Source organism: Frigoribacterium sp. MCBA15_019, from assembly GCF_001864945.1.
In the GTDB taxonomy this organism is placed as follows: Bacteria; Actinomycetota; Actinomycetes; order Actinomycetales; family Microbacteriaceae; genus Frigoribacterium.
Window position 1 is genome coordinate 118,623 of the sequence record NZ_MJGS01000017.1, and the last position, 13,920, is coordinate 132,542.

The following is a 13,920-nucleotide window of genomic DNA, read 5'->3' on the forward strand; positions in this document are numbered from 1 at the left end:
GGCCTTGCACCGGTCGATGGCGACGCCGCAGAGACCCTATGAGCCTTCCATGACGGGTGCGCGGTGATCAGATCGCGAGGGAGAGGGCCCCGAGCAGGTGGTCCAGCGTCGGCACTCCCGGCGAGCGGAAGACGACCTCGCCGTCGTCCCGCATGATCACGATGGTCGGCGTGCTGCGGACGTCGCGCCTCTCGGCAGCCTCCGGCCGGGCGGCGACGTCGGCCTCGTCGACGACGAGGGAGGGCACGAGCCCGCTCGCCTCGGCCACGACCGCCCTGGCCGCGTGGCAGGGACCGCAGAAGGCGGACGTGTACAGCTCCAGCATCATGCCGAGGACAACGAGGAGGCGCGGGGGAAACTTCCCCCGCGCCTCCTGCGGTCTCGTGCGTCGTCGCGGCCGGAGCCGCCGACGTCAGTTGTCGCGGTCGTCGTTGCGGTCTTCCGGGTCGTCGACGGGGTCGCTGTCCTTCGCGTCGAGCGAGTAGTGCACCTGCAGCTGCTCGCCGACCATCTTCGCCTCGGTGGCGGTGTAGACGATGCCGGTCTCCATGCCGTCGATCAACACGAAGTCGGTGATCTGCTCGTCGTACGAACCGTCGGTGCTGATGCGGGTGTCGGTGGAGCCGTCGCTCGGACCGCCGTCGAAGAAGACGACGTACTCGGAACCCTCGGCCACGGTGGGCTTGCTGTCTGTCATGCCCACAGGTCTACCAGGAGGCGCGGAGTCGGCGCCCAGCTTCGCTCACCCGACAAGGATAGCCAAGCTATATAGCTTGGCTATACACTTGGCCGATGACCTCCCAGCCGACAGACATCCTGGAATCCCTCCTGACGTCGACCCATCGCCTGACGCGCATCGCCGCGCAGGAGACCGGCCGCACCACCTCGCCCGCCGTCTGGCGGACGCTCTCGATCCTGACGACGGACGGCGAGCTGCGCGTCGGCGACCTGGCCCGGGCCAGCCGCGTCTCGCAGCCGACCATGACCAAGCTCGTGCGGGGGCTCGCCGACGACGAGCTGGTCAGGCGCATCGCCGACACCGACGACTCCCGGGCCTGGTTGATTGCCATCACCGACAAGGGCACGGCGGCCCTCACCGAATGGCGGGGGCAACTCGCCGACTCGCTCGGCGGCCTGTTCGCCGACCTCGACGACGACGAATGGGCCGTGCTCGAGCACGCGACCCGCCTGCTGGCCTCGCGGGTCGGCACCCGTGCCGACGAACGCACCGACACCGAGGCGGTGTTCGCGTGAGCGCGCCTGCCCCCGCCTCGGCCGGCAGTGCTCACGCCCCGAAGCCGAGCATCCTGAAGCAGCCGACGGCCGTGTGGGCCATCGCCTTCGCCTGCGTCGTCGCCTTCATGGGCATCGGCCTCGTCGACCCGATCCTCCCCGCCATCGCGGAGTCCCTGAAGGCCAGCCCCACGCAGACCGAGCTGCTCTTCACCAGCTACCTCGCCGTCACGGGCGTCGCGATGTTCTTCACCAGCTGGGTGTCGAGCCGACTCGGCGCCAAGCGCACCCTGTTGATCGGGCTCGGACTGATCGTCGTCTTCGCCCTGCTCGCCGCCACCAGCGGCGACGTCTGGTCGATCATCGGATTCCGCGCCGGGTGGGGGCTCGGCAACGCTCTGTTCATCTCGACCGCCCTCGCGACCATCGTGGGCGCGGCGTCCGGCGGCACGGCATCGGCGATCATCCTCTACGAGGCGGCGCTCGGCCTCGGCATCGCCATCGGTCCGCTGATCGGCGGCCTGCTCGGCTCGGTCAGCTGGCGCGGCCCGTTCTTCGGCGTCACCACGCTGATGGCGATCGCCTTCATCGCGATCGTGCTGTTCCTCAAGGGCGGCGCGACGGAGAAACCCACGCCGACGGCGCTCTCGGCACCGTTCCGCGCCTTGGGCAACCCGGCGCTCGGCGCCCTCGCCGCGACCGCGCTCTTCTACAACATCGGCTTCTTCGTCCTGCTCGCCTACACGCCGTACCCGCTCGGCTTCGGAGCACTCGGCATCGGGTTCACGTTCTTCGGCTGGGGCGTCGGCCTCGCCATCACCTCGGTCTGGGTCGCCCCGCTGCTGACCGCACGCCTGCGCCGGACGACCGTCCTGCGCATCGCCCTTCCACTGCTCGCGCTCGACCTCGTCGCCGCCGCGATCGTCGTCGCGACGCCGGCCGCCCTCGTGGTCTGCGTCGTCGTCGGCGGCCTCGTGCTCGGCGTGCTCAACACGGTGCTGACCGAGTCCGTCATGGAGGCCACCGACCTGCCCCGGTCGGTCGCGTCCAGCGCGTATTCGGGCGTGCGCTTCCTCGGCGGCGCCGTCGCCCCGCCCGTCGCGACCCTGCTCGCCGACACCATCGCCCCGAGCGCCGCCTACGTGTTCGCGGCCTCGAGCGTCGCCGTCGCCTTCGTGGTGGTGGTGGCCGCGCGCGGGGCCCTGCGCCGGGTCGACGACGGCCCCGAGCCTGCTCGGGTCGAAGCGGAGGCCATCGGAGCCGGCGAGGCGATCTGACCGACCCGAACCGCGCCTCCTGCACGGGCCCGGGGCAGGAGGCGCGGTGCCGGAAGGGCACCGGACTAGACTCGCGGAATGGCTACGAGCAACGACCGACTGGTCTGGATCGACTGCGAGATGACCGGGCTCGACCTCTCGGTCGACGAACTGGTCGAGGTGGCCGTGGTCGTCACGGACTTCGACCTGACGCCCGTGCACCCGGGCTTCACGATCGTCATCAAACCCGACCAGTCCGCCCTCGACAACATGGGCGAGTTCGTCACCGAGATGCACCGCTCGTCGGGCCTCATCGACGAGATCCCGAACGGCGTCAGCCTCGCCGAGGCCGAGTTCGAGGTGCTGGAGTACATCCTCAAGTACGTCCCCACCGAGCAGCACGCCCCCCTCGCCGGCAACACCATCGGCACCGACCGGGCCTTCCTCGCGAAGTACATGCCCCGCGTCGACGGCCACCTGCACTACCGCAGCGTCGACGTCTCGTCCATCAAAGAGTTGGCCCGCCGCTGGTTCCCCCGCGTGTACTTCAACGCCCCCCAGAAACACGGCGGCCACCGCGCCCTCGCCGACATCCTCGAATCCATTCGCGAACTCGAGTACTACCGTCGCGCCGGCTTCGTCGCCGACCCCGGCCCCACCACCGACGACGTCCAGGCGATCTCGAAGGCCGTCGTGGACGAATGGGCCCCCAGGCTGTAGTAGAGTCTTCTCGTTGCGATCGCCTCGGCAGTCGCGCATGGTGGGTATAGCTCAGCTGGTAGAGCGCCTGGTTGTGGTCTAGGAGGCCGCGGGTTCAAGCCCCGTTACTCACCCGAATGGAATCCCCTGCCCTCCGATGGGCAGGGGATTTTTCGGGCTCTGGCGCCTTCTGGTCGTGGATGCGCAAGCGCATCCACGACGTCGAGGGTCAAGACGTCGCTGCGCTCGTCACCGTCAAGACGTCGCTGCGCTCGTCAACGTCGAGACGTCGCTGCGCTCGTCACGGTCGAGACGTCGCTTCGCTCGTCACGGTCACGACATTGCTTCGCTCGTCACGGTCGCGACATTGCGGGGTGAGGCGTCGCTTCGCTCGTCGACTCAGGGGGCCGGGGCGTCGGCGTGGGAGGGTGGAGACGTGGACGACGAACGGCAGGCAGCGGGCATCGATCCGTCGGAGGTGAGCGCGGAGGCGTTCGACGCGATGGTCGTCGACCAACTCGATCTGCTGCCCGACGACATGGTCGACGGGCTCGACAACATCGTCTTCGTCACGGAAGACCGCCCCGAAGACGGCACGCTCGACCTGCTCGGACTCTACGACGGCGTCGCCCTCACCGAACGCGGCCAGTACGGCTTCGGCGAGCTACCCGACCGCATCATCCTCTACCGTGAACCGCACCTCGCGGCCGTCGACGACCTCGAGCAGCTCGCCGACGAGATCCACGTCACGCTCGTCCACGAGATCGCCCACTTCTACGGCATCGACGACGACCAACTGCACGAACTCGGCTGGGCCTGACCCTCCACCACCACGTCCGCCACCGAGGCCGGGTCCTCCGCCGCCAGATGGGCGTCCTCCTGTTCGGCCCACACGTCCCACCACGGTTCGTACGTCGCACCGTCGCGGGCCAAGGCGCGGGCACGCCGGGCCACGGCGTCGAGCTCCAGCCACACCCGGACGTCGGCGAGCGACGAGGAGGCGCGGGTCAACGCCCCGGCCCCTTCGACGATCAGCGAGACGGCCGGGTCGAGCACCTCCCACGCCGCCGCGCGGGCGTGCTCCCAGTCCCACCGCCGCCATCCCGGGGCGACCGGCGACAAGATCGACGTCTCGACCACGCGGGACGCCGCCTCGAGGCCGTGCCACCCCGGGTAGACGTCGTCGAGGTGCACCAGGCGCACGGGTCCGAGCCGGTCGGCGGGCCACGCGGCGGCCACCGCACGGCCGAGCGTGGTCTTGCCCGAGCCCGAGCGGCCGTCGATGACCATGACCACGCGACGCGACCCGACCCGCGCCTCCTCGGCTCGGCGCAGCAGGGCCCCGACGGCGTCGTCGACGGCGACCCGCTCAGGCAAGGACGAACTCCCACGTGCCGGCCAGGACGGCCGCGGTCACCGACGTGGCGGCGATGACGACGCCGAGGGCGACGAGCACGCCGTCCCGCAGCCCGAAAGACGACGGACGCGCCCAGGTACGCGGTGTGTCGCCGCCGAAGCCCTTGGCCTCCATGGCGGTGGCGAGCTTGCTGCCGCGTCGGACCGACAGCACGAGCAGCGAGAACGCTTGCTGTCCGAACCGCTTCAGCGCCCCGATCGGCCCGCCCGAGTCCGCGACGCCCCGGGCGCGACGGGCCAGGGCGAGCTGCCGCCAGTCGTCCATGAACAGCCCGACCAGACGCAACCCGGCGAGGCCCCCCAACACGAAGCGTGCCGGCAGTCGCAGCACCTGACCGAGACCGTCGGCGAGGTCGGTCGGGTCGGTCGTCGCGAACAGCACGATGCCGGGCACCCCGACGGCGAGGATGCGCAGGCCGATCGCCCCGGCGAGGGCCAGCGACCCCTCGGTCACCGACAGAAACCCCCACTCGACCACCGACGCCCCGCCGTCGCGGCCGTAGAGGGAGATGGCGACGACCGACGTCGGGGCGGCGATCCAGAGCGGTGCCGTGCGGGCGAGCAGCTGCCGGGCGGACAACCCGGCGAAAGGCAGCAGCAGGGCCTCGAGCAGCAGCGCGGTGCCGGCCGAGACCCAGTCGATCGAGAGCAGCAGGGCGATCGCGAGCACGACGGCGGCGAGGAGCTTGGCGACCGGGTTCACGCGCCCGACCACGCCGGTCGCCACAACCGGGGTGAGGACGCTCATCGGCGCACCACGACGGGGTCGGTGCGGCGAGCGTGTGCGCTCAGGTCGAGCACGTCGTCGGCGAGGGTCGACGCGAACTCGGCGTCGTGGGTCACGGCGACGACCGCCCGGCCCTCGTCGAGCAGCTCCGCGAGCAGGGCCACGAGCTCTCGCCAGGTGCGGGCGTCCTGCCCGAAGGTCGGTTCGTCGAGCACGAGCAGCGACGGGCGTGAGGCGAGCACGGTCGCGACCGAGAGGCGGCGTTTCTCGCCGCCCGAGAGCGTGAACGGGTTCGCGCCGGCGAGGTGGTCGAGCCGCAGCCGGTCGAGGAGGTGGTCGACGCGCGACGCGACCTCTCTCGGGGACGCGCCCAGCGCCTCCGGACCCACCGCCAGCTCGCGGCGGACGGTCGCCGTCAGGAACTGGTGTTCCGGGTCCTGGAAGACCGTGCCGACGCGGGTGAGCAACTGCCGGGGCTTCCAGCGGATCGGAGACGGGCCGGCACCGTCGGCGAACGACGGCGTGGCCTCGAGGTGGCCCGCGACGGGCACGAGCAGCCCCGCGACGGTGAGGGCGAGCGTCGACTTGCCCGAGCCGTTCGTGCCGGTCACCGCGAGCGCACGCCCCTCGGTGACGGAGAGGTCGATGCCGACGGCGACCGCGCGGCCCTTGGGCCCCTTGTGCCCCACGTCGAGTCCCCTCGCCGTGAGCAGCAGGTCACCGGTCGTGCGCGACCGGACGGGCGCAGGAGGCGCGGCGCCGGGAACCCACACCCCCGCGTCGACGAGGCGGTCGCGTTCGGCGCGCAGCACGTCGTCGGGTCGACCGTCGGCCAGGACTCCCCCACCGGCGTCGAGCACGACGACGCGGTCGACGACGGGCAGCCAGACCGACACCCGGTGCTCGACGACGACGAGCGTCGCCCGGGTGTCGGCGACGACACGGGCCACGGCGTCGCGCACCTCGACGACGCCCTCGGGGTCGAGGTTGGCCGTCGGCTCGTCGAGGAGCAGCAGGCCCGGCTGCATGGCGAGCACCCCGGCGAGCGCGAGCCGCTGCTTCTGGCCGCCGCTCAGCTCGGAGGTCGACGCGGACAGCGGCAGGTCGAGCCCGACGGCGTCGAGGGCGTGGCCGACGCGGCGCCAGATCTCGTCGCGGGGCACGCCCAGGTTCTCGCAGCCGAACGCGACGTCGTCGCCCACCCGCGCGAGGACGACCTGCGAGTCCGGGTCCTGCAGGACGAGGCCGACCCGGCCGCGCTGCTCGGCAGGGGGCCGGCCGTCCACCAGCAGGTCGCCCGCCTCGTCGCCCTCGTCGTCGCCGCCCAGCACCCCGGCGAGACCGGCGAGCAACGTCGACTTGCCCGCGCCGGACGCACCGAGCAGCAGGACGCGCTCACCGGGGGCGACGTCGAGGTCGAGCTGCGAGACGGCGGGCAGTCGTCGACCGGCGTGCCGCCACCCCCAGCCACGGGCGGTGACGCGGGCACCGTCCTCCGGTGTCCGCCGTCCGGCGCTCGCTCCGCTCACGGGAAGGACCACGACGAGGCGCGCCTAGACCCGGGCGTCCGCCGAGCGTCCCGAGGCGAACCGCGACAGCGCGCCCGTCCGGGCGAGGCCGCGGGCGGCGAGCCACGAGAGCAGGCCGGCGAGGACCGTGCCCGAGACGACCGAGGTCACGACGTAGATCGTCTTCGACCCGGCGGCGTAGGCGGCTGCCGAGGCGAAGCTCGTGTCCATCAGGCCGACGGCGAGGCCGGCGACGGCACCGGCGAGCAGCACCGTGCCGATCCGCCACGACTTGTAGAGGAAGATCGCGAGCACGATCTCGGCGCCCAGGCCCTGGACGATGCCCCAGATGAGCACCGAGAAGCCCCACTGGGTGCCGATCAGCATCGAGACGACCGCCGCGACGACCTCGGTGTAGACGGCGGCGCCGGGCTTGCGGATCACGATGCCGCCGAGCACGCCGGCGAAGAGCCAGCCGCCGTTGAGGATGCCCTCGAAGCCGCCCGAGAAGCTCAGGACGCTGTCGATGGGCGTGTAGGCCAGGCCCCAGGCCCAGAAGACGACGCCGGCGGCGACGCCGATGACGCTGGCGACCACGATGTCGACGACTCGCCAGCGCCGGGTGGGGGTGGTGCGGGCCTTCGGCGTGAAGCCGGTCGAGCTGTCGCGAGCCGCCGTGGAACGGTTTTCGGGCGTGGACGTGGACATCGGTTCTTCTCCTCCCTGCGCTGGCATGACCCAGATCAGGTTCGACGGTCGAAGCGTGGTTCGCTTCCTCTCAGCCCGGCTCACCGGACTCCCGTGTGTTGTGGGGTCGATCATAGCGCCGACCCCGGCCGGTGTCAGAGCCCGGCGGCCTTCCGGACGAGGGCGGCGACGGAGGCGCGGGTCGCGTCGTCGTCGGCGGTCACCGCGTACGAGGTGGGCCAGAGGGTGCCGTCGTCGAGCTGGGCGCCGTCCTGGAAGCCGAGCGTCGAATAGCGCGTGCCGAACTTCGCGCCCGGCTGGAAGAAGACGACGGCCTTGCCGTCCTCCTTCGCGTAGGCGGGGAAGCCGTACCAGGTCTTGGGGGCGAGGTTCGGGGCGTGCTCGGCGACGACCTCGTGCACCATCTGTGCGATCGGCCGCTCGACGTCGGTCATGGCCGCGATGGCGTCCGCGGCATCCTGCGCCTCGGCGGCCGACTTGTCGGCGAGTTTCTGGCGCTTCGCCTCGGCCCGCAGCTCGGCGGCGCGCTGCTTCACGGCGGCCTTCTCTTCTTTGCTGAACCCGGCGTCGGCCATGATCGTGCCCTTCTCGTGCGTGCGTGCGTGCGTCGGCTCGGTCGGGCCGGCGTACGCCCCATGGTGACAGGCAGGATGGTCGTCATGCACCTGAACGTCACGACCACCGGCGACGGCGACCGCCACGTCGCCCTCGTCCACGGGCTCGGCGCCGACGGCGCGACCTGGAAGCCGATCGTCGACCGGTTCGTCGCGACCGGTTCGTACACGGTCACCACCCTCGACCTGCGGGGTCACGGCGAGAGCGACCGGGCGTCGTCGTACCGGCTCGAGGAGTTCGCGGACGACGTCGCCTCGGCCCTGCCCCGGGGCCTCGACGGTGTCGTCGGGCACTCGCTGGGCGGCTCGGTGCTCGTCCGCGCCGTCGAACGGCTGCAGCCTCGGACGGCCGTCTACCTCGACCCGGGGTTCTCCCTGGCCCTGCCGACGACGGGCCTCGCCGGACGGTTGTTCTGGGCCGTGCCCACCGTGACGATGGGCGTCGCGGCACTCGCCCAGGCGCGGAAGGGTGCGCGACTGCGCGCCGGGTACGACGACGCGACCCGCGCCTCCTCGGATCAGGCCCGTGCCCGATTCGACTCGGGCATGGCGACGGGCGTGTTCCGCGACGTGGCCTTCCACCCGGTCGCGACGACGGCGCCCGCGGTGCCCTCGGTCATCGTGCTGTCCGACGACTCCCCCGCCGTCCTGCCCGAACGGCTCGTGTCGGGCTACCAGCAGGCCGGCTGGCAGATCCGCCGTCTGCCGGGCGTGCACCACGACATGCAGCTCGAGGCACCCGACCGGACCTTCGCCCTGCTGGCCGAGCTGCTCTGACCCGGTTCCCGCCTGGTATCACCCTTGATACCATCAGGTCATGCCCATGACGCTTCGCCTCGACGACGACGAAACAGACGCGCTCCGCCGACGTGCGGCGCGTGAATCGAGATCGATGCAAGACGTCGCACGACAGGCCGTTCGCGAATACGTCGAGAACCACAGCCGCGCCGATCTCATCGATGACGTCCTCGACACCGAGCTCCCGCGTTACGCCGAAGCCCTGCGTCGACTCGGCGAATGATCCACCTCACCCTCGACGAGATGTTGCGGGTCGCTCGACGGGCGATCGACGCCGACGTGCTCGTCCGCGACGCCGGGCTGCTCGAGTCGGCGATCGTGAGGCCGCGCACCTCGGTGATGGGGGCGGATGCGTACCCGACCCTCGACCTCAAAGCGGCGGCCTTGGTGCACTCGCTCGTGACGAACCACGCCCTGGTCGACGGCAACAAGAGATTGGGACTCGCCGGTCTCATCACGTTCCTCGGTGTCAACGGACGTCGTCTGACGATGACCGAAGACGCCGCCTACGACTTCATCGTCGAGATCGCGGACGGGCGTCTCGACGACGTCGAGACGATCGCCCACTGCATCGCGGCACACAGTGCTGCACGACGCTCCGGTCGAAAGCTGTAGACCGGCCGCATCACCGAGCACCATCGACTCGACCGACGCGCGGCGACCCGACTCTCCATGTCACCGTCGGGGTAGGGGGCGACCGTCGGCGTCGAGGTGGTCTCGCCATGATCGCTTCGCCGTCCAGCCGAGCAAGCGGCCGGCCTTGGCGGTGGAGATGCCCGACGCGTCGACCCGGTCGAGCTCGCGCAGCTCGATGCGGTCGCCGTGGTGCTCGCGGAGGGTGGCGGCGAAGTCGTGGCCGCCGGCGTTGTCGGCTGCTGCGATGTAGAAGACCTCGTGACCCGGCAGGTCGGACTCGGCGGCCAGCAGGAGCGCGTCGGCGAGGTCGTCGGCGTCGATGTAGCTGCCGAAGTTCGCACTGTCGGGGTCGGCCTCGCGCACCTGCGGGCCGAGGTTCGCCTCGTAGTTGGTCTCGTCGTGCACGGTGCACGGGCGGATCGAGATCGCCCGCAGGTCGGAGCGGCGGACGGCGGCGTCCATGAGCTGCTCGCCAAACGCCTTCGAGAGGGCGTAGGGGTCCTGCGGGTGCAGGGGGTGCTCCTCGTCGACCGGCACGTAGTCGGGCAGGAAGGGCCGTTCGGGGAAGAAGTTGCCCACGATGCTCTCGCTCGACACGTTGACGAAGCGGGGCACGCCGAACCTCACGGCCGCCTCGACCAGGTTGAACGTGGACATCAGGTTGGTGTGGAACACGACGTGGGCCGGATTCGCGGTGGGCTGAGGGATGGCCGCGACGTGGACGACGACGTCGGCCCCCGCGACGACCGAGAAGGCGGTCCCCGCGTCGGTCAGGTCACCCATCACGTACCGGCCGGGCTCGTCGACGCCCGTGTCGAAGACGGGCCGGACGAGGTCGACGCCGATGACGTCGTGCCCGGCCTCGACGAACCGGCGGACGGCGGCGCGTCCGACCTTGCCGCGTGATCCCGTGATGACGACCTTCATGACGCGCTCCCTCGATCGAGGGATGCGCCGAGGGCCGGAGCATCCACCCGGGCGACGCTACGCGCGCGGCCCCGAGGAGGCGCGCTCAGTCCTTCGCGCGGCGTGCGTGGGCCCGCGCCTTCATCCGGTTGCCGCAGGTCGCCATGGAGCACCACTTCGCGGTGCCGGGACGGCTGTGGTCCACCAGGAACAGGTTGCACTCGTCGTTCGCGCAGGCACGGAGGCGCCCGGGCAGCGTCGAGGTCACGCTCGACCACGCCGACACGGCTCCGGCCGCGAGTCGGTCGTCGTCGGGCACCCGGAGTTCCCAGACGACGCCGTCCCGGGTCGTCCGCGGGACCTGCACGGCCCGGTCCATGACGTCGGCGAGCTCGGCGACGGCCCCGTCGTCGCCACCGCGGACGACGGCGTGCAGGGCTTCCCGCACGCGCCGGAGCTGGGCGACCTCGCCCGAGGAACCGATGCCACCCCAGGTCCGCACCAGATCTCGCCCCGCCGCGCCCTCGAGGGCGTCCGTCGGGACGCCGTCGACCACCGGTGCGCTGTTCAGCACGGCCAGCAGCAGCTCTTCGTCACGAAGCACGTCTCCCCGCTCTCTCGCACCGTCCGGCGCATCTCGCCCATGCTACCGTCGGGGTAACCACTAAAACAATCCAAAGGGGTTAGACATGGTCACCGTCCACCACCGCACCGTCTCCGTCGACGGGCTCGACGTCTTCTACCGCGACGCCGGGCCCGCCGACGCGCCCGTTCTCGTCCTCCTGCACGGCTACCCCACGAGTTCGCACATGTTCCGCCACCTCATCCCCGCACTGGCCGACCGGTACCGCGTCATCGCCCCCGACCACATCGGTTTCGGCCGCTCCTCCGCCCCGTCGGTCGACGAGTTCGAGTACACCTTCGAGGCCCTGGCGCGGGTGACCGGTCGTTTCCTGTCGACCATCGGCGTCGCGCGGTACTCGATCTACGTGCAGGACTACGGCGCCCCCGTCGGATGGCGCCTCGCGCTGGCCGAGCCCGATGCGGTGACCGCTGTCGTCTCGCAGAACGGCAACGCGTACGAAGAAGGCTTCGTGCCGGGTTTCTGGGACCCGATCTGGGCCGACGCCGCCGAACGGACGTCCGAGACGCGCGACGCGCTCCGGCCCGCCCTGGGCCGCGAGGCGGTCGAGTGGCAGTACACCCACGGCGTGCCGGACCCCACGTCCGTCGACCCCGATGCCTGGGAACACGACCTCGCGCTCCTCGCCCGACCGGGACAGGACGACGTCCAACTGGCGCTCTTCCGCGACTACGCCACCAACCGCGCTCTGTACCCCGCCGTGCACTCCTGGCTCCGCGCCTCCCGCGTCCCGGTCCTCGCGATCTGGGGCCGCAACGACGAGATCTTCGATGCCGCCGGTGCGGGTGCGTTCACCCGCGACGCCCTCGACGCTCGCGTCGAGCTCGTCGACGGTGGACACTTCCTGCTCGAGTCGCACCTCGATCGGGTCGCGGCCACGATCCGGGAGTGGCTCCCGAACACGTGACACGGACCACCCGCGGCCACTCGCTCAGGACGGGAGGGCGAGTCGGCCCGGGTTCAGGGCGGCCCACTGGAGCAGCATGATCGTCTTGCCGTCGACGATGCGCCCGTCGGTGATCATGTCGAGAGCGTCCCGGAACGGCAGCTCGAGGACCTCGATGTCCTCCCCCTCGTCCTCGAGACCACCGCCGTCGCCGGTCCGATCGGCCACGGAGTACGAGGCGGCGTAGAAGTGCACCCGCTCGGTGACCGAGCCCGGGCTCATGTAGGCGTCGAAGACGTGGATCAGGTCGCCGACCTCGACGCCCGTCTCCTCCTGCGCCTCGCGACGGATCGCGGTCTCGGGGTCGTCGTCGTCGAGCAGGCCCGCGGCGCTCTCGATCAGCATGCCGTCGGGATGGTCGTTCACGTAGGCGGGGAACCGGAACTGCCGGGTGAGGAGGACCGTGCCCCGCCTCGGGTCGAGCAGGAGGATCGTCGCCCCGTTGCCGCGGTCGTACGTCTCGCGCTGCTGGGTCGACCACCGCCCGTCGCGACCCTTCACGTCGAAGGTGGTGCGCCGGAGCACGTGCCACCCGTCCGAGGTCACCTCGACGTCACGGACCACGACGTCGGGGTTGCGGGTCAGATCGCGGCCGGTCAGGTCGAGACCCGTCCGTCCGCGACCGTCGGGTGATCGAGAGCCACGAGAGTTCATCACCCCTCGAAAATAACGGAGAGCGACGGCCCGCGAGGGCGGGAACGGCCGGTGATGACATCCGTCACAGGATGTCGTGACGCCTCGGCACTTCTCGAGGCCGTCGCCCTCTGGTGTGCTTCCGGAGGAGCGTTCGGACCCGACTCGAACGCCCGGAGAGAGGACCTCGTGCGTACATCCCTTAAGGTGGCCCTGTGGACCGTCGGTGCCCTCGTGGCCCTGCCCGTCCTGACGTTGGCGACCACGTCGATCGTCAACGTCGTCGCCACGAAGTCGGAGCTGGCCGCCATCACCTCGTACGGCGAGCTGGTACCCGTCGACGGGAAAGAGATGAACGTCGTCGTCAGCGGGTCCGGAGCGGACACGATCGTCCTGCTGCCAGGCCTCGGCACGGCGGCACCCGGCCTCGACTTCCAGCCGCTCATCTCCGAGCTCGACGACACCCACCGTGTCGTCGCCGTCGAGCCGTTCGGCACCGGGCTGAGCGACCAGACCGACTCCCCCCGCACGGCGGAGAACATCGCAGGCGAGGTGCACGAAGCACTGCGCCAGCTCGGCATCGACCGCTACGCGCTCATGGGGCACTCGATCTCGGGCATCTACGCCCTCGAGTACAGCCGGCTCTACGCGAACGAGCTCACGGCGTTCATCGGGATCGACAGCAGCGTCCCCGACCAGCCCGGCACGGACGAACCCACGCCGACCGACGGGCTCGTCGCCCTGCGCGACCTCGGTCTGCTCCGCGTGGCGACCGCGGTCGCCGGCGACACCTACGCGGGGCTGCCGTACGACGAGGCCACGAAAGAGCAGATGCGCCTCCTGACGACGAAGAACTCGACCGCTCCGACCCTGCTCGACGAGATGGACCACACCGCGAGCAACTTCGCGTCCGTCAGCGGACGGACGTTCCCGGCGGACCTTCCGGTCCTTCTCTTCGTCGCGCAGGACGATGCCGACCCCGACGCCGGCGGCTGGCTCGAGCTGCACGAGGACCAGGCGGCGAGCGTCGACCGCGGCCAGGTCGTCGCGCTCGACGGAGACCACTACCTGCACCACACGCAGTCGACACGGATCGCCGACGAGACCGACGCGTTCCTCGCCGAGTGAGTCAGAACACGGGGTGAAGGTCACGGCGGGGTAACGAAGTCGATGCGTTCCAATCCTTTTCGGGGACGG

General features: G+C 71.0%; 19 protein-coding genes, 1 tRNA gene, 1 pseudogene and 1 riboswitch. Of the genes and pseudogenes, 10 read left to right on the forward strand and 11 right to left on the reverse strand.

Features of this window, described 5'->3' with window-relative positions:
* Positions 1 to 67 precede the first annotated feature (67 nt).
* Positions 68 to 328, reverse strand: a complete 261-nt coding sequence (locus BIV04_RS12705) for a thioredoxin family protein (protein WP_071256662.1) — start codon at positions 326 to 328, stop codon at positions 68 to 70.
* Between the two features lie 84 nt (positions 329 to 412).
* The gene (locus BIV04_RS12710; protein ID WP_043597121.1) at positions 413 to 697 is read right to left on the reverse strand and encodes a hypothetical protein; all 285 of its coding nucleotides are present in this window, start codon (positions 695 to 697) and stop codon (positions 413 to 415) included.
* Positions 698 to 792: 95 nt separating this feature from the next.
* On the opposite strand from BIV04_RS12710, the gene BIV04_RS12715 reads away from it, so the two are divergent.
* The 5 genes from BIV04_RS12715 to BIV04_RS12735 all read left to right on the forward strand — a co-directional run bounded on the left by BIV04_RS12715 (position 793) and on the right by BIV04_RS12735 (position 4,008).
* Positions 793 to 1,254 carry a MarR family winged helix-turn-helix transcriptional regulator gene (locus BIV04_RS12715; RefSeq protein WP_071256664.1) on the forward strand — a complete coding sequence of 154 codons (462 nt, stop codon included), beginning with the start codon at positions 793 to 795 and terminating at the stop codon, positions 1,252 to 1,254.
* Positions 1,251 to 2,510, forward strand: coding sequence for an MFS transporter (locus BIV04_RS12720; RefSeq protein ID WP_071256666.1), 1,260 nt, complete (start codon positions 1,251 to 1,253; stop codon positions 2,508 to 2,510). Before BIV04_RS12715 ends, BIV04_RS12720 begins: the two co-directional genes overlap by 4 nt.
* 78 nt (positions 2,511 to 2,588) lie before the next feature.
* Positions 2,589 to 3,209 (forward strand): oligoribonuclease, encoded by a 621-nt coding sequence (gene orn / locus BIV04_RS12725; RefSeq protein ID WP_043596986.1) that lies wholly within the window; start codon positions 2,589 to 2,591, stop codon positions 3,207 to 3,209.
* 40 nt (positions 3,210 to 3,249) lie between these two features.
* Positions 3,250 to 3,322, forward strand: a tRNA-His gene (locus tag BIV04_RS12730).
* Between the two features lie 368 nt (positions 3,323 to 3,690).
* Positions 3,691 to 4,008, forward strand: coding sequence for a metallopeptidase family protein (locus tag BIV04_RS12735; protein WP_071256854.1), 318 nt, complete (start codon positions 3,691 to 3,693; stop codon positions 4,006 to 4,008).
* Here the strand turns inward: BIV04_RS12735 and BIV04_RS12740 are convergent.
* The 5 genes from BIV04_RS12740 to BIV04_RS12760 form a co-directional block, all read right to left on the reverse strand.
* Positions 3,963 to 4,565 (reverse strand): hypothetical protein, encoded by a 603-nt coding sequence (locus BIV04_RS12740; protein ID WP_255364286.1) that lies wholly within the window; start codon positions 4,563 to 4,565, stop codon positions 3,963 to 3,965. The genes BIV04_RS12735 and BIV04_RS12740 overlap by 46 nt on opposite strands.
* Complete coding sequence (locus tag BIV04_RS12745; protein WP_071256668.1) at positions 4,558 to 5,352, reverse strand: energy-coupling factor transporter transmembrane protein EcfT; 795 nt, start codon at positions 5,350 to 5,352, stop codon at positions 4,558 to 4,560. Before BIV04_RS12745 ends, BIV04_RS12740 begins: the two co-directional genes overlap by 8 nt.
* Entirely contained in the window at positions 5,349 to 6,860 is a 1,512-nt protein-coding gene (locus BIV04_RS12750; protein ID WP_177174824.1) for an ABC transporter ATP-binding protein, read from the reverse strand. Before BIV04_RS12750 ends, BIV04_RS12745 begins: the two co-directional genes overlap by 4 nt.
* A gap of 24 nt (positions 6,861 to 6,884) precedes the next feature.
* Positions 6,885 to 7,547 (reverse strand): ECF transporter S component, encoded by a 663-nt coding sequence (locus tag BIV04_RS12755; RefSeq protein WP_071256672.1) that lies wholly within the window; start codon positions 7,545 to 7,547, stop codon positions 6,885 to 6,887.
* A riboswitch (TPP riboswitch) is annotated at positions 7,543 to 7,651 on the reverse strand. (Overlaps the previous gene by 5 nt.)
* A 30-nt stretch (positions 7,652 to 7,681) precedes the next feature.
* Positions 7,682 to 8,122, reverse strand: coding sequence for a hypothetical protein (locus BIV04_RS12760; RefSeq protein ID WP_071256673.1), 441 nt, complete (start codon positions 8,120 to 8,122; stop codon positions 7,682 to 7,684).
* An 84-nt stretch (positions 8,123 to 8,206) separates the two neighbouring features.
* Between BIV04_RS12760 and BIV04_RS12765 the strand changes: the two genes are divergently transcribed.
* The 3 genes from BIV04_RS12765 to BIV04_RS12775 are packed head-to-tail and all read left to right on the forward strand — an operon-like array spanning position 8,207 to position 9,574.
* On the forward strand, positions 8,207 to 8,938 hold the full coding sequence (locus BIV04_RS12765) for an alpha/beta fold hydrolase (RefSeq protein ID WP_071256858.1): 732 nt from the start codon (positions 8,207 to 8,209) through the stop codon (positions 8,936 to 8,938).
* A gap of 46 nt (positions 8,939 to 8,984) precedes the next feature.
* On the forward strand, positions 8,985 to 9,182 hold the full coding sequence (locus tag BIV04_RS12770; protein WP_071256674.1) for a ribbon-helix-helix protein, CopG family: 198 nt from the start codon (positions 8,985 to 8,987) through the stop codon (positions 9,180 to 9,182).
* Positions 9,179 to 9,574, forward strand: a complete 396-nt coding sequence (locus BIV04_RS12775) for a type II toxin-antitoxin system death-on-curing family toxin (RefSeq protein WP_071256675.1) — start codon at positions 9,179 to 9,181, stop codon at positions 9,572 to 9,574. The genes BIV04_RS12770 and BIV04_RS12775 overlap by 4 nt, the downstream gene beginning before the upstream one ends.
* A 60-nt stretch (positions 9,575 to 9,634) precedes the next feature.
* Here BIV04_RS12775 and BIV04_RS12780 read toward each other — a convergent pair whose 3' ends face one another.
* The 3 genes and pseudogenes from BIV04_RS12780 to BIV04_RS17535 all read right to left on the reverse strand — a co-directional run.
* Positions 9,635 to 10,522, reverse strand: a complete 888-nt coding sequence (locus BIV04_RS12780; RefSeq protein WP_071256676.1) for an NAD(P)-dependent oxidoreductase — start codon at positions 10,520 to 10,522, stop codon at positions 9,635 to 9,637.
* 85 nt (positions 10,523 to 10,607) lie between these two features.
* Positions 10,608 to 10,787 carry a CGNR zinc finger domain-containing protein gene (locus BIV04_RS17530; RefSeq protein WP_326937864.1) on the reverse strand — a complete coding sequence of 60 codons (180 nt, stop codon included), beginning with the start codon at positions 10,785 to 10,787 and terminating at the stop codon, positions 10,608 to 10,610.
* A pseudogene (locus BIV04_RS17535) lies at positions 10,785 to 11,108 on the reverse strand (ABATE domain-containing protein); the annotation flags it as partial. The pseudogene BIV04_RS17535 and the gene BIV04_RS17530, both read right to left, overlap by 3 nt.
* 82 nt (positions 11,109 to 11,190) lie before the next feature.
* On the opposite strand from BIV04_RS17535, the gene BIV04_RS12790 reads away from it, so the two are divergent.
* On the forward strand, positions 11,191 to 12,051 hold the full coding sequence (locus BIV04_RS12790) for an alpha/beta fold hydrolase (protein ID WP_071256679.1): 861 nt from the start codon (positions 11,191 to 11,193) through the stop codon (positions 12,049 to 12,051).
* Between the two features lie 24 nt (positions 12,052 to 12,075).
* Here the strand turns inward: BIV04_RS12790 and BIV04_RS12795 are convergent, their stop codons facing one another.
* A complete protein-coding gene (locus BIV04_RS12795; protein ID WP_071256680.1) occupies positions 12,076 to 12,744 on the reverse strand; it encodes an NUDIX domain-containing protein in 669 nt (222 codons plus the stop codon).
* Positions 12,745 to 12,912: 168 nt separating this feature from the next.
* On the opposite strand from BIV04_RS12795, the gene BIV04_RS12800 reads away from it, so the two are divergent.
* The gene (locus tag BIV04_RS12800) at positions 12,913 to 13,851 is read left to right on the forward strand and encodes an alpha/beta fold hydrolase (protein WP_071256682.1); all 939 of its coding nucleotides are present in this window, start codon (positions 12,913 to 12,915) and stop codon (positions 13,849 to 13,851) included.
* The last annotated feature ends 69 nt before the right edge of the window (positions 13,852 to 13,920 follow it).